Source organism: Streptomyces rimosus, assembly GCF_008704655.1.
Lineage (GTDB): Bacteria > Actinomycetota > Actinomycetes > Streptomycetales > Streptomycetaceae > Streptomyces > Streptomyces rimosus.
This window is the reverse complement of sequence record NZ_CP023688.1, coordinates 8,143,944-8,160,239: the sequence shown is the minus strand read 5'-3', so window position 1 is coordinate 8,160,239 and position 16,296 is coordinate 8,143,944. Positions and strand designations below refer to the sequence as shown.

Here is a 16,296-nt window from a genome sequence, read left to right as displayed (position 1 = left end):
TGTGCCATCGGCCCGGCGCCCGACCCCGGGTTTTTCAGCGGCCCTCGACCTCCTTCCCGGCCTCTTGCAACGCGGTGACCGCGGCGCGGATGGACGGCCGGCGGTCGGCGTCGGCGCGCCAGATGGCGTAGACGTGCCGCCGCATCGTGTGCCGTACGGGCACCACGCTCACCCCGGCGGGCACCGGCCCGCGCCCCAGGCGGGGCGCCACCGCGACACCCAACCCGGCCTCGATCAGCGCAAGTTGGGTGTGGTGCTCCTCCGCCATGTGTGAGAGGCGCGGCTCGATGCCCTGGCCGCGCAGGGTGAACATCAGCCAGTCGTGGCAGAACTCGCCCTGCGGCCAGGAGATCCACTCGTCGTCGGCGAAGTCCTCCAGGACGACCGAGCGGCGCCGGGCCAGGGGGTGATCGGCCGGCATGGCCACGTCGGCCGGGTCGTCCAGGATCGGCGCCTTCGCCAGGCCCTCGGGGAGCGAGAGCGGCCGGTTGTGCCAGTCCAGGACGACGCCCAGGTCGATGTCGCCGCGCACCACGCCGCGTACCGAGGCGTCCGGCTCCATCTCCGTGAGCCGCGGCCGGAGTTGGGGGTGGTCGACGCGGAGCCGGGCCAGCGCTCCGGGGAACAGGCCGCGCGCCGCGGTGGGGAAGGCGCCGAGCCGCAGCTCGCCGACGGCCTGCCCGCGGTGCGCCTCCAGGTCGGCCTGGGCCAGCTCGACCTGCGAGAGGATCCGCACGGCGTGATCGGCCAGCAGCCGGCCGGCGTCGGTGAGCCGTACGCCGCGCCCGTTCTTGGCCAGCAGTTGCTGGCCCGTCTCCCGCTCCAGCTTGGCGAGCTGCTGGGACACGGCGGAGGTGGTGACGTGCAGCCCTTCCGCCGCCGCGCTCACCGAGCCGTGCCGGGCCACCGCGCTCAGGGTGCGCAGACGATCGAGGTTCAACATGTAAGCGATGCTAAGCGGTGCCTCCCATAAAATCTCGCTTGTTCTACGAAGAGGCGAGCACCATCGTAGAGGCCATGAGCACCACCACCCCTTCCCCGGCCGGCCCGGCTGCCGCCCCCGCGGTCCCCACCACCGCCTCCCCCTCCCCTTCCCCCGCGTCGCGGGGCGCGCGGCGCCGGGCGCTCGACTGGCGGCTGCGGTTCGGCGTCCTGTGCCTCGTCTGGGGCTTCAGCTTTCTCTTCATCAAGGTCGGCACGCAGGGGTACGCGCCGCTCCAGGTCACCTTCGGGCGGCTGGCGTTCGGTTCGGTGGTGCTCGTCGCCGTACTGGTGGCCAAGCGTGAGCGGCTGCCCCGCTCCGCGCGGACCTGGGGTCATCTCACGGTCGCCGCGTTCTTCCTCAACGCCCTGCCCTTCTCCCTGTTCGCCTACGCCGAGCTGACCATCCCCTCCACGCTGGCCGGCATCTGCAACGCCAGTTCTCCGCTGTGGGGCATGGCGCTGTCGCTGGTCGCCCTCTCCGAGGACCGGCCCACCCGCCGCCGGGTCGCGGGCCTCGGGCTCGGCTTCCTGGGTGTGCTGACCGTGCTCGGCGCCTGGCAGGGCTTCTCCGGCACGGATCCGGCGGGTACGGCGATGGCCCTGGGCGCGTCGCTGTGCTACCCGGTCGGCTGGATCTACGTCCGGCGTACGCTCGCCGGGGCCAAGGACTCCAATGTCGCCCTCTCCGGCACCCAGATGCTCCTCGCCACCGCCCAGGTCGGGGTGGTGACCGCGCTCTTCACCTCCGTTCCGGTCTCGTTTCCCGTCGTGCCCCTGCTGGCGGTGGTCGCGCTCGGCGCCCTGGGCACCGGCTTCGCGTTCCTGTTGCAGTACGGGCTGGTGGCGGAGGTGGGCCCCACCACCGCCCAGATGGTCACCTACTTCGTGCCGGTGATCGCCACCGCGGCGGGTGTCGCGCTGCTCGGCGAACCGCTCAGCTGGAACACTCCCGTCGGCGCGTTGATCGTCCTGGCCGGCGCGGCCCTCACGCAGAGCCGTCCGCGGCGGCGTGACCGGTCGTCTCGGCGGTGATCGCCCAGCGTTCGTGGTCGCGCCAGGCACCGTCCACGTACTGGAAGCGCGGGGAGTAGCCCTCGCGCAGGAAGCCGAGCCGTTCGACGAGCCTGACGGACGCGGTGTTGCCCGGCTGGATGTTGGCCTCCAGCCGGTGCAGCCCCAGTGCGGTGAAGGCGTACTCGACGACGAGGCGCAGCCCTTCGGTCATATAGCCGCGCCCGGTGGTGGACGCGTAGGCGACATAGCCGAGGGCGCCGCTCTGGATACCGCCCCGCACGATGTTGTTGATGTTGATGCCGCCGACGATCGCGCCATTGGCCCGCAGGCAGACGACGAACCCTTCGTGGGTGGGCCGGTCGAACCTGGCGACGTACTCACGGAAGGCGTCCGGCGTGGTGGCCCTAGCGGGGACCCACGGGCGGTGCAGCGCGGCGCTCTCCCGGTCGAGGGCCGCGATCTCCTCCCGGTCCTCGAAGGAGATATGACGGATGGCCACCCGAGGACCATAGACAAGAAAGCTCTGATCAGGCATCGTGCGATCGTAATCAGCATCGTTCCCCCTCCCACGGCCGTATGCCTACGCCCTCCAGCAGCATCAGTCGTACCGGCGTGCCTCCTTCGGCGCGACGGCGGTGGCGATGGCGTCCGCCAGTTCCGGCAGTTCGTGTTCCGCGAGGCCGGAGATCGTGACGCGTATGCCGGGTGGCGAGTGCAGGCGGAAGCGGGCGCCGGGTGCTACGGCCCAGCCCGCGTGCAGCAGGCGGGCGACCGCGCCGGTTTCGTCGGGCACCGGAATCCATACGTTCATCCCGCTGCGCCCGCACGCTCGGACGCCGCGGTCCGCCAGAGCGTCGATCAGGGCGTCCCGGCGCCTGCCGTAGGCGTCGGCGACCGCTTTCGGGTCCACCGCTCCCGTACGCCACAGGTGCACCACCGCGTCCTGGAGCAGATGGCTCACCCAGCCGGGACCGAGCCGCTGGCGCCCGCGCACCCGGTCCACGGTCACGGCATCGCCGGTCAGCACGGCGAGCCGCAGGTCGGGGCCGTACGCCTTGGCCGTGGAGCGGATGAGCGCCCAGTGGTCGGTGGCCGCGGCGAGCGGGTGCAGCGGGAGGTCGACGATGTCGTGGCCGTGGTCGTCCTCGATGAGCAGCACGTCCCGGTGGTCCGCCAGGACCTGCCGCAACTCCCGGGAGCGCTCGGCGCCGAGCACCGCGCCGGTCGGGTTCTGCGCCCGGTCCGTGACGACCAGCGCCCGCGCGCCCTCGCGTATCGCACGGCCGACCTGCTCGGGCAGCGGGCCGTCGTCGTCCACCGCGACCGGCACGACCCGCAGCCCGAGTCCGGGAATGAGGTCCAGCAGGCTCCCCCAGCCCGGGTCCTCTACGGCGACCGCGTCGCCGGGGCGGAGATGCGCGCCGAGCACGCGCTCCATCGCGTCCAGCGCGCCCGAGGTGACGGCTATGGCGCCGCTCGGCACCCCGTCGGCCTCGAAGGCGGCGCGGGCCAGCCGTTCCAGCTCCGTGGCGACCGTGGGGGCGCCGTACAGCGTGGGCCGCCGCGCGCTGCGGGCGGCGGCCGCGGCGAGCGCCTCACCGAGGGCGGGCAGCAGGGCGGGGTCGGGGTTGCCGTCCGACGCGTCACGCACGCCGGGCGGCACAGGGCCCAGCGCCGCTTCCCGTGCGGTGCTCGCCGGGCGCTGACGCACCCGGCTGCCCCGGCGGCCGGCCGTCTCGATCACGCCGCGGTCCCGCAGGGTCCGGTACGCGGACGCGACCGTATTGGGATTGACTTCGAGGTAGACGGCCAACTGCCGCATGGGGGGCAGGACTTCGCCCGGTTGGAGCTCGCCCGCACCGATGGCTCGCTCGACGCTGGCGGCAATCTCCGATGCGCGCCGCCCTTCGATCCGATACTCTCCTAGCACAAAGCTCATTATGTACTAGTGCAATGGAGTTCGCAATGCCCCAGGCCCAGGGCCCTTCCTTCGCCCGGACGGAGCGCACCGTGCCGACCCGCGCCCGGGAGCGCGCCGGCTACGACCACACGACCGTGCACGCGATCCTCGACGCGGGGTACGTCTGCCACCTCGGATTCGTCCGCGACGGCGCCCCGGTCGTCCTGCCCACGCTGTACGGCCGCGTCGGCAACCGCCTCTACCTGCACGGATCGACCGGCTCGCGTCCGCTGCGGATGGCCGGGGAGCCGGCCGGGCCGGGGCTGCCCGTGTGCGTCACGGTCACCCACGTCGACGGCCTGGTCCTGGCCAAGTCCGCTTTCCACCACTCGATCAACTACCGCAGCGTCGTCGTCCACGGCACCGCGTACCAGGTCACCGACCCGGACGAGAAGACCGCCGCGCTCGACGCCCTGGTCGACCACGTCCTGCCCGGCCGCGCGGCCGACTCCCGGCCCGCGAACGCCAAGGAACTGGCCGCCACCGCCGTCATACGCCTCGACCTGGAAGAGGTCTCCGCCAAGGTCCGCACCGGCGGCCCGAACGACGAGCCCGAGGACGAGACGCTCCCCTACTGGAGCGGCGTCCTGCCTGTCTCCCCCGTGTACGGAGCCCCCGTACCGGCCGATTCCCTGGCCCCCGGCATCGCCGAACCCGCGTACCTCTCCGCGCGCTGAAGGAGGGCGGCATGCTGATCCACCCGTGGGACGCCCCCACCGACGACGCCGAGTGGCAGGACTGGCTGGCCGGGCACGACTTCGGCCAGCTCGCCGTCAACGGGCCGGCGGGCGCCCCGCCCCTCGTCCAGCCCCTGCACTTCGCCTACGCCCCGGCCCGCCGCGAAGCCGTCACCCACCTCGCCCGCCCCAACCCGATATGGCGGGCTCTGGAGGCCGCCCCGACCGTACTGCTGAGCGTGGTGGACGACTACGTGTTCATACCCGGGCCGTGGCAGGCCGCCGAAGAGGACCCGCCCGAGCACGGCGTGCCCACCAGCTTCTACGCCGCCGTACAACTCACCTGCACCGCCCACATCGTGGACGACCCGCAGGAGAAGGCCGCTCTACTGGAACGCCAGATAGGGCACTTCCAGCCCGAGGGCGGCTCGGCGCCGGTCACCGCGGACGGCCCGCCGTACGGACGCCAGCTGCCCGGCATCCGGGGGCTCCGGCTGGAAGTGACGGACGTACGCGCCAAGTTCAAGTACGCGGGCAAGCGGACCGAGGCCGTACAGCAGCGCATCTCGGCGCGCCTGGCCGAGCGGGACGCGCCCCGCGACGCCCAAGCGCGCGCCCATCAGCAGCGAAGGCTGGGGGCCGGGCGGAGCTGACGGCGCCGACGGGCCCGTGGGGGAGGCCGAGCGGCCTCCCCCTGGTCGGATCAGCGCGCCGTCACCGGCTCCGGTGCGGCCGTACGGTCCGCCACCGCGCCCCGCGCCTCCGATACAGCCAGACCCGCGACGGCCGCGAGCAGCACGCACGTCCCGACAACCGTGCCCGCCGTCATCTCCTCACCGAGGACGAGCACCGCGATCACCGCCGCGGACACCGGCTCGACCAGCGAAATCACCGAGGCCGTGGCGGCGCGGACGGCCGCCAGCCCCGCGAAGTACAGGCCGTAGCCCAACGCCGTCGGCACGGCGGCGATGTAGCCCATCAGCAGCAGGCTGCGGCCCAGGTCGTGCGCCTGCGGCCACAGTCCTTCGGCCGCGGCCGGCGGCAGGAGGCAGAGCGCGCCGACGGCGAAGGCCCTGATGGTCGGACCGTACGGATCGGCTGTGCCTCCGGCCCGGCCCAGGCGGCGGGTGGTCAGCGTCATCACGGCGCAGCCGGCGGCGGAGAGCAGCGCCAGGGCGACCCCGGCGGGCCGCACCGTACCGGAATCGCCGCCCCCGAGGACCAGCACCGCCAGTCCGCACAGGGCGCCCACGACCGCCAGGACACCACCGGCACCGAGCCGTTCGCCCATGGTCAGCCGCGCGCCGAGCGCGATGAGGACGGGGCCGGCCCCCATGGTCACGACCGTGCCGACGGCCAGTCCGGTGTCCTCGACGGCCGCGAAGTACGCGGCCTGGAAGACGGCCAGCGCGCTCCCCGTAAGGGCGATCCGCCCGGCGCGGCGCCACAGCGGGTCAGGGGACGCGGCCGTACCGCGGCTTAGGGAAGAAACCGCGCTGCCGGTACGACGGCGGAGCACCGCCCGTGCGGCCAGCAGCAGCACGAGGCCGCCCGCGGTACGCCAGAAGGTGAGTGCGAGGGGGCCCAGGCCGCTGCTGCGGTAGAGGAGGGCGGCGGCCGCGCCCGCCGTACCCCAGGCGGTCGCGGCGAAGGTCACGTACAACAGGCCCCGGCCCACGGGCAGGGCAGGGGAAGAGACACCATGCATGACTGTGCTTCTCCGGGAGTTCCGGGACGGCGCCGAGCGCCGTGAAATGGTCGCGTGATCCCGTATGCGGGCAGCGACGACCTGTCCGGGAACCGCCCCGGACCGGTACTTCCTCGGAGGCCGCCGCCCGCGCTAGGCGGCGGGAGGGGGCAGCACGGTCGCATGCATGATCGGCACCTTATGCGGCGGGCCGACCGGCCGACAAGGCCGGGCCGGATGCCGGACGCGTGCCGGCGGGATCAGCGATACGAGGTGCGGTCCGGCGTCGGGGCGTCCACCGAGGAGCCTCCGGCCGCGGACCCGCCCGCCCCCTCCGCCCCGTCCCCCTTCGGAGTCGCGGACTGTGCGATGAACGCGCCGGCCAGGACGACCGCCCCGCCCACGGTCTGCGGCGCGGTCAGGTGCTCGTCGAGCAGCACCCAGGCCAGCACGGTCGCGATGACCGCCTCCAGACACGCCACCACGCCCGCCACCTGCGGGGAGAGCCGGCGCACGGACAGGATGCCGGTGAGATACGCCAGCACGGTGGCGATCAGCACGATCCAGCCGAGCAGCAGGACCGCGGGCACCCGGGTCCCGGCCATGTCCGTACTGCCGCCGAGCACCGCCCAGTCCATCTCCCAGGGCCGCGCGACCACGGTCAGCAGCACCGCGCCGATCAGCAGTCCGTACGCGATCACGCCGAGCGGGTCCGCCGCGTCCTCGCCCTCACTGCCGTGGTCGGAGAGTACGAAGTAGCCGACCTGGCAGCAGGCGGCGCCGAGGGCCAGGACGAGTCCGACCGGGTCGAAACTCAGCCCCGACCACACCTCGACCACGCAGGCCAGACCGCCGACCGCCAGGACGACGCCGACGGCGGCGGCCCGGGTGACCGGCTTGCGCTGGACGAACCGGACCCAGCCGAGCACCAGTGCGGGCGCGAGGTATTCGATGAGCAGCGCGACGCCGACGGGGATACGGGACAGCGCGGCGAAGTAGCACGCCTGCACGCCCGCGACCGCGAGCAGGCCGAAGCCGAGGAGGAGGGCGGGGCGGCGGAGCAGCAGGCGCCGGTGCCGCCAGGTGACGGGCAGCATGACGAGCGCGGCGCCCGCGACGCGCAGCCAGGTGACCTGCAGCGGTTCGAGTCCCGCCGAGATCAGGGGCTTGGCGGCCACGCCGGAACCGCCGAAGGCGAAGGCGGATATCAGCGCCAGGAGGAGACCGAGGTTCCGGGCCCGCGCGGGGCCACCATCGGGCGCCGGTTTCTCCGGGCTCCCGGGCTGCCCCCAGTCCCCTTCCGCCGCCGAGACGGCCTGAGCCCCGGCCTGATCCCCCGTAGTCACGCGCATCGGCACATCATGACAGGAGCCGTCAGCAGCGTCACCCCTGTTGGGCCTGTCATTCCTGGTCGGTCACGCCTGCCCGGTGATACCGGCCCGGTCAGTCCTGCCCGGAGCGCTCCCCGTCCAGCCGGGCGGCCAGCCGTACGGTGTCGACCGAGGCCCGGCGCAGCACCTCGACGGCGCGCGACTCGGGGTCGTCCACGAGGGCCGCGAGGAGGTCGAGACAGGTGGCGTGGGTCGCGTACCGGGCGTGCGCGCGGTCGAGTGCGCCGTCCAGGGCAGCCGCCGCCGCGGGCGACCAGCCCGGTACGGCCCCCTCGGTCACCACCGGGACCGCGCCGGAGTCCTCGACCGTGCCGTGCCACTGGAGTCCGTAGCCGATGCTGCGCTGGACGAGATAGCCGAGCAGCCGGGCGACCTGCGGCCCGCCGTCGAACGCGGCCCGTACCGACGGGTCCGACTCCAGGAGTCCGTGCAGCAGGTGGGCGGTGTCCACCTGGCGATCACCGTCCCGCGTGGCCCGCCTGCGGGCGGCCGAGACCACCGACGTCAGCTCGACGGTGAGCTGCGTTTCGAGGTCCTCGTACGGAGATCCTCCTCCGCTGTTGTACGCAGTACGGTTTTGCACAGTCCCCACCCCACCAGCCACTGTCGCCCGGAACATCCCCGGCGGGAAGCATTTGCGCATCCACCCGTGGTTGGGCGCCGCTTCGAGCGGTCTCCTCCTTGCGGAGGAGGGACGGCATGCGAAGGGGCCGGGGCCGGAATGTCTCCGGCCACGGCCCCGGGCACGCTCACTCGCCATCGTCACGCCTCACCGCGGTGCGGCGGACGGCGAGGGGATCACTCATCCTCGGCGAGGATCAGGTACAGCTCCTTGCGGGCCTTGTTGACCACCGCGATGGCCTTCTCCCGCTGCTCGGGCGTACCGGTGGCCCACACCTGGCGGAACGCCTCGATCAGGCCGCCACCCGCCTTGCGGATCTCATTCATGGCCTCCCAGTCGACGCCGCGGCCGGCCTCTTCCCAGGGGGCGTCGGCGACGTTCTCCGCCTCCGCCCGTCCGGCCTCGGTGAGCGAGAAGAGCTTCTTGCCGCCCTCGCTGGCGCTGCTGATCAGCCCCTCGTCCTCCAGGAGCTGGAGGGTGGGGTACACCGAGCCGGGGCTCGGCTTCCAGGTGCCGCCACTGCGCTCGGCGATCTCCTGGATCATCTCGTATCCGTGCATCGGCCGGTCCTTCAGCAGGGCCAGGATCGAGGCGCGCACATCGCCGCGCCGGGCCCGGCCGCGCGGCCCGCCGCCGCGGCCCCGGCCGCCGAACGGCGGGCCGCCGAAGGGGGGCCCGAACGGTCCGAACGCGGCGCGCCGCCCCTCGAACCGTCCTTCGTGGTCGCCCCAGCCGCCCCGCCGGCCGTGTCCGTGCTGTTCATGTCCGTGGGAACGCATGACAACGCTCCTTTCTCGTTTTCTTGCCGTCTTGTCGGCATAGCATCTTTGATCACTCGCGACATCACTCTGATCGTTCGCGATGCTTCAACGATATATCGGAACTGTTCGGCTGACAAGGCTCGTGGCCGGACACGCCCGTCCGGCACCGGCGCGGATTGCTCCCGGCCACGGAAAAATGCTGGTCAGCGGTGTACGAACCGCCGCCGACCACGCCGACGACATCGTGATGCTCGGGAGGAGCTCGCCGAGCGGCTCACCTGCGGCCCTGACCCGTCGAAAAACGTTTCCCCCGGCGCGCGGGCGGCGGTTAGCCTCCCTGGGCACGCGACCCTGAGGAGCGGACATGCCCGGTGCGCCGAGTCTGTGGCGCGACCGTGATTTCCGCAGTCTCTGGGCAGGCCAGGCCGCCTCCCAGTTCGGGGAGCGCACCACTCAGGTGGTGCTGCCGCTCATCGCCGTGCTGGCACTCGAAGCGGACGCCACCCGGCTCGGTGTGCTGCGTGCGGTCGAACAAGCGCCGGTTCTGCTGCTGTCGCTCTTCGTCGGCGCCTGGGTGGACCGCCGGCGGTCCCGTGACGTCATGATGGCGGCGGACCTGGGCCGGGCCTTGGCGCTGGCCGTCGTCCTCGGCTCGTATCTGCTCGGCGTCCTCGGCATGCTGACGCTGGTCGTCGCCGCCTTCTTCGTCGGCGCCCTGAGCGTCTTCTTCGACGTGGCGTACCAGACCTCCCTCGTACGTCTGGTCAGGCCCGATCAGCTGGCGCAAGGCAACAGCGCGCTGGAGGGCAGCCGGTCCGCGGCGCAGACCGGCGGGCCCGCGCTCGGCGGGGCGCTGGCGGCGCTGGTGTCGGCGCCCTTCGCCGCCGCGGCCGGCGCGATCTTCTTCGCGCTGTCCTTCCTGTCGATACGCCGCATCCGCCGCCGCGAGCCGATACCCGGACACGTCGGGCGGCCCGCCCGCGTCCGGCACCGGATTCACGAGGGCCTCCGGCTCGTCTTCGGCCACCCCGTGCTGCGCGCCGTGTGCCTGGCCTCCGCCGCGTTCCAGTTCTTCTTCGCCGCCATGATGACCGTCTACCTGCTCTTTTTGCCGCGTGGGCTGCACCTGTCGGCCACTGCCGTCGGTTTGGCGCTGGCGGCGATGGGCCCGGGGGCGGTCGCGGGGTCGCTGCTGTCGGCGCGGCTGCCGAAGCGATACGGCTACGGCGTCGTCCTGGTGCTCTCGGCGGCTCTCGCCGACGGCGTGCTGCTCTGCGTGCCGGCGCTGCGCGGCTCCGGCCCCGGCACGGTCTTCGCCCTCGTGGGCGTCAACTTCCTCTTCGGTGCGTTCAGTCAGCTGGTGAACGTCACCATGATGTCCGTACGGCAGGCCGTCACCCCCGTGCCCGTGCAGGGCCGGGTCGTCGCCCCGGTCAACTGCGTCGGCATGGGGCTGGCCCCGCTCGGTTCGCTGCTCGGCGGGCGGCTGGCCGACCAGTGGGGACTGCGCACCGCGCTGCTGGTGGCCGTCGTCGGACTGTCGCTGTCGCCGTTGTGCATGGCGTTTTCGCCGCTGGCGCGCCTGGGGAAGGGCCTCGTGAGCACCGCCGACACCGCGCCCGCATAGCGGACGCGCACCGACGGTTCACCCCTGCCCCAGGTACCCCGCCAGCGTGCTGCGGCTGCGCTGGAGATCGTCGATGCGCTCGTCCGTGGCCTCCAGGGCCTGGCTCAGGATGGCCTGTACGTCGACGCACATCTCGAACTTCGGCTGCTCGCCCCGGGCGCACGGGAGTACGGCGCGGATCACCTCGGTGGTGAGCCCCGCTTCCAGCAGGGCGCGTACCTGGCGGACGGTCAGGAGCGTGTCCTCGTCGTAGTAGCGGTAACCGTTCGGGGCGCGCCGCGCCTCCAGCAGGCCCTGCTCCTCGTAGTACCGCAGCAGACGCGGACTGACCCCGGTACGCCGCGACAACTCCCCGATCAGCATGTGCCCCGTCCCATCCGAGGTTGACCTTTCCATTGATGTGAACCCTTAACGTCGCGTGCAGGAGCGAACATTCCGCGACCCGCCGGACCACAGCTGTTCGCTCCCTTCCGATTCCGTACCGCTGGAGTGAGGACATGACCTCTTTCGCCGTTCACCGTAATGGCCAGGCCGCGACCACCGACGACCTGGCGCCGCTCGCCTTCGCGGGCTACGCGCACTTCACCGCCATGCAGGTGCGCGGCGGCCGGGTCCGGGGCCTCGACCTGCACCTGGAGCGGCTGCGGTCCGCTTCGCTGGAGCTGTTCGGGCGGGCGGTGCCGGACGACCAGGTGCGGGCCTACCTGCGGACGGCGTTGGAGGCCGGGCCGGACGATGTGTCGCTGCTGGCCTTCGTGTACGCGCCCGGGGGCGAGTTCGCCGCGTTCGGTGCCGATGTGCGGCTCGATGTCCTCGTCCGTACGGGCCCGGCCGCGTCCGCCCCCGAGGGGCCGCTGGCGCTCACCACCGTCGAGCACGAGCGCGCCCTTCCGGCCGTGAAGCACGTCGGCGAGGTCTCCAAGAAGTACTTCCTCCGCCAGGCTGCCGGCCAGGGTTTCGACGACGCCGCCTTCGTCGACCGCCGCGGCCGTCTCAGCGAGGCGACGATCTGGAACCTGGCCTTCTGGGACGGCACCTCGGTGGTCTGGCCCGAGGCCGAGATACTGACCGGCACCACCATGGGCATCGTCCGGCGGCAGCTGGACCGGCTCGGCGTCCCCCAGCGCGTCCAGGAGGTCACCCCCGCCGACCTGCCGGGGCTGGCCGGTGCCGTGGTCATGAACTCCTGGACGCCGGGCGTGGCCGTACACCGGGTCGGGTCCGTGTCCGTACCGGAAGCACCGGACTTCCTGGAGCTGCTGCACCGGGCGTACGAGGCGGAGCCGCTGACCGCGCCCTGAGAGGCGGTGCGGGCGGCCGGTCACGGCAGGCGCGGCACCGATGTGCCGCCTCACCCGTATCCCAAACCAGTCCACTTATCCGCGATTGGCCTTACAGACGACCGAAGCGGCCCTCCTAGACTCCCCGCTATGAGGATCCGCATCGTTGACGCCTTCACCGACCGCCCCTTCGGCGGCAACCCCGCCGGAGTCGTGCTGCTCGGCGCCGCCGGTTTCCCCGACACCGCCTGGCTCCAGCAGGTCGCCGCCGAGGTCAACCTCTCCGAGACCGCCTTCGCCCACCCGCTGCCCGCGGGCGGCGACGCCGACTGGGCCCTGCGCTGGCTCACCCCGGCCGCCGAGGTGAACCTCTGCGGGCATGCCACTTTGGCCACCGCACACGTCCTGCACACCACCGGTGCCGCCACCGGCACGGTCCGCTTCGCCACCCGCAGCGGTGTGCTGACGACGACGGCCGACGACAGCGGCGCCATCACCATGGACTTCCCGACGGCCCCGCTGACCGAGGTCGAGGTGCCGCCGGTCGTGGCCGAGGCGCTGGGCACGGAGGTCCTCGGCGCGTACGACACCGGTGCGAACCTCGGCGACCTCCTCGTCGAGCTGGCCGACGAGAAGGCCGTACGGGCCCTGGAGCCGGACTTCGCGGCCCTCGCCTCGCCCGGCGGCCGCGGTGTGATCGCCACCGCCGCGGCCGAAGCGGCCGATTGTGGCTACGACTTCGTCAGCCGCGGCTTCTTCCCGGCCGTCGGCATCGACGAGGACCCGGTGACGGGCAGCGCCCACACCGCCCTCGCGCCGTTCTGGTCGGCCCGGCTGGGCCGTGACACGCTCGTCGGCCACCAGGGCCCGGCGCACCGCACCGGCCTCGTCCGTACCACGCTGCGCGGCGACCGTACGCTGCTGACCGGCTCGGCCGTCACCGTCATCGACGGCGAACTGCTCACCGCGCCCTGAGACTCCTCGCCACGCCCTGGGAACGGGGGCAGGGCAACGGGGGGCGGGGATCGGGGGCGGGGGCCGGGCCGTGTGGCCCGGCCCCCGCGCCGCCGTCCTCACGCCGTCGGCAGCCACCCCACCTTCCCCGCCAGCACCGCGTACCCCACGAACGCCACGGTGTCGATCAGCGCGTGCGCGGCGACCAGCGGCCCGACGCGTCCCCAACGCCGATACAGCAGTACGAAGATCACGCCCATGACCATGTTGCCGACAAGGCCGCCGATGCCCTGGTAGAGGTGGTACGAGCCGCGCAGCACCGCGCTCGCCGCGAGCGCCGCCACCGGGGTCCACCCGAGCTGCCCCAGCCGCCGCAGCAGGTAGCCGACGACGATGACCTCCTCGACCACGGCGTTCTGCACGGCCGAGGCGACCAGCACCGGCACCTTCCACCACACGCCGGGCAGCGCCTCCGGCACGACCGTGAGGTTGAAGCCCGCCGCCCGCGCGCCGAGGTACAGCAACAGGCCGCTACCGCCGATGACCGCCGCCACGCAGACGCCGCGGCTCAGGTCGAATCCGGGCCTGCGCCGGTCGAGGCCGACCGCCCGCAGGCCGCCGGCCCGCTCGCGCAGCAGCAGATGCGCCACCAGTGCCACGGGGACGAGCGCGGTGGCGATGCCGAACAGCTGCCACGTCAGATCGAGCCACGGGCGGCCCGGCGCCTGCGAGGAGTTCATCATCGCGGCCTGGTCCTTGAGACCGCCCGGCTTGGTCAGCGACCCGATGAAGCTGATGAGCGCCGACACGCCGCTGGCGCCGAGCGAGAGCGCCAGGACCAGCAGTGTCTCGTTGCGCAGGAGCCGCCGCGGCAGCCCGCCGTCCGCGCCGTCCCCCCGGCCTCCGTCCGGCTCCTGCCGCCCCCGGCCCGGGGATCCCGCACCGGTCACGGGACTCGCGTCCGACTGCACAGCTGCCTCCAGTTCCGCACTACGACGTTCCGCACCACCGCGGTATCCCACCACCGCGGTCCGCCGGTCGGTGCTTCCGCGCTGGAACGTCATAGCTTGCCCGACGCCGGCCGCGGCCGAGCGGTACGGGGGCGCCGGGCCGTCCAGGAAGGCCCCGGCGGGGGGCATGCGGAATCGCGTCGGGACGTGGCACATCGTTGACGGACGAGGACGAGCCGTATCCGGCCGTATACGCAGGCGAGCCTCTCAGCCCCGCCCCGCCGACACCGGCCTGGGCGCCCACTCGACGGGCCATGCGTGCACCGGCTCACCCGAGTGCATCAGCTCGCTGTACCGCCGGGTCATCGCCGCCAGCGCCGCGCCCCGGTCCAGGCCGCGGCCGAGCGCGTGGTGGTACGCGGCGGTCTGCCAGGACGCCCCGTTGACGCGGCGCCGGCAGCGGGCCTCGATCACGCCGAGGTAATGGTCCCGGTCGGCCGGTTCGACGCCCCAGGCGTCCAGCCCGTCGGCGGCCATCGGCAGCAGTTCCTGGCGTACCAGGCGTACGGCGGGAATCTCGGCGAGCCCGCCGGACCGGCCGCGGGGCCACTTCAGTACGGCGTCGATGCCCCGGCGGCACGCGGTGTCGAAGTTCTCGGCCGCGGTGGCGAACGGCAGGCGGGTCCACACCGGCCGCTGCTCCTCGGCCAGCGTGCGCACCAGCCCGTAGTAGAAGGCCGTATTGGCGATGACATCGGTGACGGAGGGTCCGGCGGGCAGGACCCGGTTCTCGACCCTGAGGTGCGGGACGCCGTCGGCCACGCCGTACACCGGGCGGTTCCAGCGGTAGACGGTGCCGTTGTGCAGGACCAGTTCGGCCAGGCTCGGTATGCCGCCCTCGTCCAGTACGGCCAGGGGTTCCTCGTCCGAGCGGATCGGCAGCAGCGGCGGGAAGAAGCGCAGGTTCTCCTCGAACAGGTCGTACGGGGCGTCGATCCAGCGCTCGCCGAACCAGGTGCGCGGGCGTACCCCCTGGGCCCGCAGCTCCGGCGGGCGCACGTCGGTGGCCTGCTGGAAGACCGGGGGGCGGGATTCGCGCCACAGTTCGCGGCCGAAGACGAACGGCGAGTTGGCGCCGACCGCTATCTGTACGGCGGCGATGGCCTGGGCCGCGTTCCAGACGGCGGGGAAGCGGCCCGGGGTGACCTGGAGGTGCAGTTGCACGGAGGTGCACGCGGCCTCGGGCGCTATGGAGGCGGAGGTGGAGACCAGCCGTTCCACGCCCTCCAGTTCGATCTGGAAGTCCTCGCCGCGCGCGGCGCGCATCTGGTCGTTCAGCAGGACGTAGCGGTCGATCTCGGAGAGGTTGGAGGCGACCAGGTCCTCGGCGGCCAGGGTCGGCAGAATACCGATCATCACGATACGGGCGGCCACCTCGGCGGCCTTGCGGTCGGCATAGCCCAGGCCGGTGCGGAGTTCTTCGGCGAGTTGATCGAGGACCCGTCCGGACAACCGGTGCGGCAGGATATTGACTTCCAGATTGCACTGGGCCAGTTCAGTCTGGAAATCACGGCTCGCGATGCGCTCCAGGACCTGGGAGTTCATCATCCGCGGCAGCCCGTCGGGACCGGCGAGATTCAATTCGATCTCCAGCCCCATCAGGTTCTTGGGGCGGTCGAACCGCTTCTCGTCCAGGAGTCTCCGCAATCCCGCCAGACACTCCCGCAGCTTTCTTCGATAGCGTTGCGGGTCGGTGAGGTCGATCCCGCCCGCCGCAACCTTCTCCCCCATCGAAGCGTCCCTCCTCGTGACGACGGGCCCGGCCCGGCGGGCCTCCCGGGACCCGCCACGGCGCCCGGTCCGCCGGTCTCCCCGGCGGCGCCAGGGGATCGCGCTACGGTCGATGATGCCCGGCAATCCGATCGATAACGCCTCGGACATGCGCCGGAACCGATAGGCTCGATCAGACACGAAGGCTGGCACATTCCGAGGGCATACCGCCCGGTTCGGAGATCGGATCGGCGCGTGGCAGTAAACGCCGTCGAGATCCGGAAAAAGACCGTCCGGATCCGGCCTACCGTGTTCACGACGGAATACGAGGCAGTCGCGCCGGGCACCGCACAAAGGCGCCGAAAACACCTCTCCGGCCGGCCCGGATTCCGCCTTGCCGACAATCTCCGGAGCGGCTAGACGAAACACTTGGTGAACACACGTCGTATAAACTTCGCTGACGAGGCAGAGAGTTGGCGCCCAGCGTCGCGGTGTTCCACCGGGGCTGCGGCAAAGCGGCTGAACCCCGCCGGGCCGACGTCCCCGATCGGCCATGTACTGGCGCTCTGTCCCCGACGCTGACGACGACGTCCGCACTTGCCCAGCACCACCGTGTCTC

The 16,296-nt window shown here is 72.5% G+C and carries 16 protein-coding genes; 6 read left to right on the top strand and 10 right to left on the bottom strand.

What is annotated here, in order from left to right:
* Nucleotides 1–34: 34 nt before the first annotated feature.
* A complete protein-coding gene (locus CP984_RS35780) occupies nucleotides 35–943 on the bottom strand; it encodes a LysR family transcriptional regulator (RefSeq protein WP_003986712.1) in 909 nt (302 codons plus the stop codon).
* Between the two features lie 74 nt (nucleotides 944–1,017).
* On the opposite strand from CP984_RS35780, the gene CP984_RS35775 reads away from it, so the two are divergent.
* A complete protein-coding gene (locus CP984_RS35775; protein WP_226048737.1) occupies nucleotides 1,018–2,016 on the top strand; it encodes a DMT family transporter in 999 nt (332 codons plus the stop codon).
* Here CP984_RS35775 and CP984_RS35770 read toward each other — a convergent pair.
* Complete coding sequence (locus tag CP984_RS35770) at nucleotides 1,970–2,497, bottom strand: GNAT family N-acetyltransferase (RefSeq protein ID WP_003986708.1); 528 nt, start codon at nucleotides 2,495–2,497, stop codon at nucleotides 1,970–1,972. The two genes, CP984_RS35775 and CP984_RS35770, sit on opposite strands and share 47 nt — an antisense overlap.
* A 99-nt stretch (nucleotides 2,498–2,596) precedes the next feature.
* The gene (locus CP984_RS35765; RefSeq protein ID WP_078575167.1) at nucleotides 2,597–3,928 is read right to left on the bottom strand and encodes an aminotransferase class I/II-fold pyridoxal phosphate-dependent enzyme; all 1,332 of its coding nucleotides are present in this window, start codon (nucleotides 3,926–3,928) and stop codon (nucleotides 2,597–2,599) included.
* 35 nt (nucleotides 3,929–3,963) lie between these two features.
* Between CP984_RS35765 and CP984_RS35760 the strand changes: the two genes are divergently transcribed.
* Nucleotides 3,964–4,635, top strand: a complete 672-nt coding sequence (locus CP984_RS35760) for a pyridoxamine 5'-phosphate oxidase family protein (protein WP_003987380.1) — start codon at nucleotides 3,964–3,966, stop codon at nucleotides 4,633–4,635.
* An 11-nt stretch (nucleotides 4,636–4,646) separates the two neighbouring features.
* Nucleotides 4,647–5,288: an FMN-binding negative transcriptional regulator gene (locus CP984_RS35755; protein ID WP_003987379.1), complete on the top strand. Its 642-nt coding sequence runs from the start codon at nucleotides 4,647–4,649 to the stop codon at nucleotides 5,286–5,288.
* A 50-nt stretch (nucleotides 5,289–5,338) separates the two neighbouring features.
* On the opposite strand, the gene CP984_RS35750 is transcribed toward CP984_RS35755, so the two are convergent.
* The 4 genes from CP984_RS35750 to CP984_RS35735 form a co-directional block, all read right to left on the bottom strand.
* Nucleotides 5,339–6,343, bottom strand: coding sequence for a DMT family transporter (locus CP984_RS35750; RefSeq protein ID WP_030177893.1), 1,005 nt, complete (start codon nucleotides 6,341–6,343; stop codon nucleotides 5,339–5,341).
* Between the two features lie 239 nt (nucleotides 6,344–6,582).
* Nucleotides 6,583–7,674: an EamA family transporter gene (locus tag CP984_RS35745; protein WP_078575165.1), complete on the bottom strand. Its 1,092-nt coding sequence runs from the start codon at nucleotides 7,672–7,674 to the stop codon at nucleotides 6,583–6,585.
* 91 nt (nucleotides 7,675–7,765) lie between these two features.
* On the bottom strand, nucleotides 7,766–8,296 hold the full coding sequence (locus tag CP984_RS35740; RefSeq protein WP_003987445.1) for a Clp protease N-terminal domain-containing protein: 531 nt from the start codon (nucleotides 8,294–8,296) through the stop codon (nucleotides 7,766–7,768).
* A 215-nt stretch (nucleotides 8,297–8,511) separates the two neighbouring features.
* Nucleotides 8,512–9,114, bottom strand: a complete 603-nt coding sequence (locus CP984_RS35735) for a PadR family transcriptional regulator (RefSeq protein WP_030177897.1) — start codon at nucleotides 9,112–9,114, stop codon at nucleotides 8,512–8,514.
* A 346-nt stretch (nucleotides 9,115–9,460) separates the two neighbouring features.
* Here CP984_RS35735 and CP984_RS35730 point away from each other — a divergent pair, with 346 nt between their 5' ends.
* On the top strand, nucleotides 9,461–10,723 hold the full coding sequence (locus tag CP984_RS35730) for an MFS transporter (RefSeq protein ID WP_003984953.1): 1,263 nt from the start codon (nucleotides 9,461–9,463) through the stop codon (nucleotides 10,721–10,723).
* A gap of 18 nt (nucleotides 10,724–10,741) precedes the next feature.
* Here the strand turns inward: CP984_RS35730 and CP984_RS35725 are convergent, their stop codons facing one another.
* Nucleotides 10,742–11,086 (bottom strand): MerR family transcriptional regulator, encoded by a 345-nt coding sequence (locus CP984_RS35725; RefSeq protein ID WP_003984954.1) that lies wholly within the window; start codon nucleotides 11,084–11,086, stop codon nucleotides 10,742–10,744.
* 134 nt (nucleotides 11,087–11,220) lie between these two features.
* Between CP984_RS35725 and CP984_RS35720 the strand changes: the two genes are divergently transcribed.
* A complete protein-coding gene (locus tag CP984_RS35720; RefSeq protein WP_003984955.1) occupies nucleotides 11,221–12,024 on the top strand; it encodes an aminotransferase class IV family protein in 804 nt (267 codons plus the stop codon).
* A gap of 129 nt (nucleotides 12,025–12,153) precedes the next feature.
* Complete coding sequence (locus tag CP984_RS35715) at nucleotides 12,154–12,978, top strand: PhzF family phenazine biosynthesis protein (RefSeq protein WP_003984956.1); 825 nt, start codon at nucleotides 12,154–12,156, stop codon at nucleotides 12,976–12,978.
* 98 nt (nucleotides 12,979–13,076) lie between these two features.
* Here the strand turns inward: CP984_RS35715 and CP984_RS35710 are convergent, their stop codons facing one another.
* Complete coding sequence (locus CP984_RS35710) at nucleotides 13,077–13,832, bottom strand: CPBP family intramembrane glutamic endopeptidase (RefSeq protein WP_050509581.1); 756 nt, start codon at nucleotides 13,830–13,832, stop codon at nucleotides 13,077–13,079.
* A gap of 342 nt (nucleotides 13,833–14,174) precedes the next feature.
* Nucleotides 14,175–15,698: a glutamate-cysteine ligase family protein gene (locus CP984_RS35705; protein ID WP_003984958.1), complete on the bottom strand. Its 1,524-nt coding sequence runs from the start codon at nucleotides 15,696–15,698 to the stop codon at nucleotides 14,175–14,177.
* Nucleotides 15,699–16,296 lie beyond the last annotated feature (598 nt).

Coding starts and splice junctions, on each gene's coding strand:
- CP984_RS35730 (WP_003984953.1), top strand. CDS start 9,461: ATGCCCGGTGCGCCGAGTCTGTGGCGCGACCGTGATTTCCGCAGTCTC.
- CP984_RS35750 (WP_030177893.1), bottom strand. CDS start 6,343: ATGCATGGTGTCTCTTCCCCTGCCCTGCCCGTGGGCCGGGGCCTGTTG.
- CP984_RS35715 (WP_003984956.1), top strand. CDS start 12,154: ATGAGGATCCGCATCGTTGACGCCTTCACCGACCGCCCCTTCGGCGGC.
- CP984_RS35725 (WP_003984954.1), bottom strand. CDS start 11,086: ATGCTGATCGGGGAGTTGTCGCGGCGTACCGGGGTCAGTCCGCGTCTG.
- CP984_RS35775 (WP_226048737.1), top strand. CDS start 1,018: ATGAGCACCACCACCCCTTCCCCGGCCGGCCCGGCTGCCGCCCCCGCG.
- CP984_RS35705 (WP_003984958.1), bottom strand. CDS start 15,698: ATGGGGGAGAAGGTTGCGGCGGGCGGGATCGACCTCACCGACCCGCAA.
- CP984_RS35735 (WP_030177897.1), bottom strand. CDS start 9,114: ATGCGTTCCCACGGACATGAACAGCACGGACACGGCCGGCGGGGCGGC.
- CP984_RS35780 (WP_003986712.1), bottom strand. CDS start 943: ATGTTGAACCTCGATCGTCTGCGCACCCTGAGCGCGGTGGCCCGGCAC.
- CP984_RS35720 (WP_003984955.1), top strand. CDS start 11,221: ATGACCTCTTTCGCCGTTCACCGTAATGGCCAGGCCGCGACCACCGAC.
- CP984_RS35745 (WP_078575165.1), bottom strand. CDS start 7,674: ATGCGCGTGACTACGGGGGATCAGGCCGGGGCTCAGGCCGTCTCGGCG.
- CP984_RS35760 (WP_003987380.1), top strand. CDS start 3,964: ATGCCCCAGGCCCAGGGCCCTTCCTTCGCCCGGACGGAGCGCACCGTG.
- CP984_RS35755 (WP_003987379.1), top strand. CDS start 4,647: ATGCTGATCCACCCGTGGGACGCCCCCACCGACGACGCCGAGTGGCAG.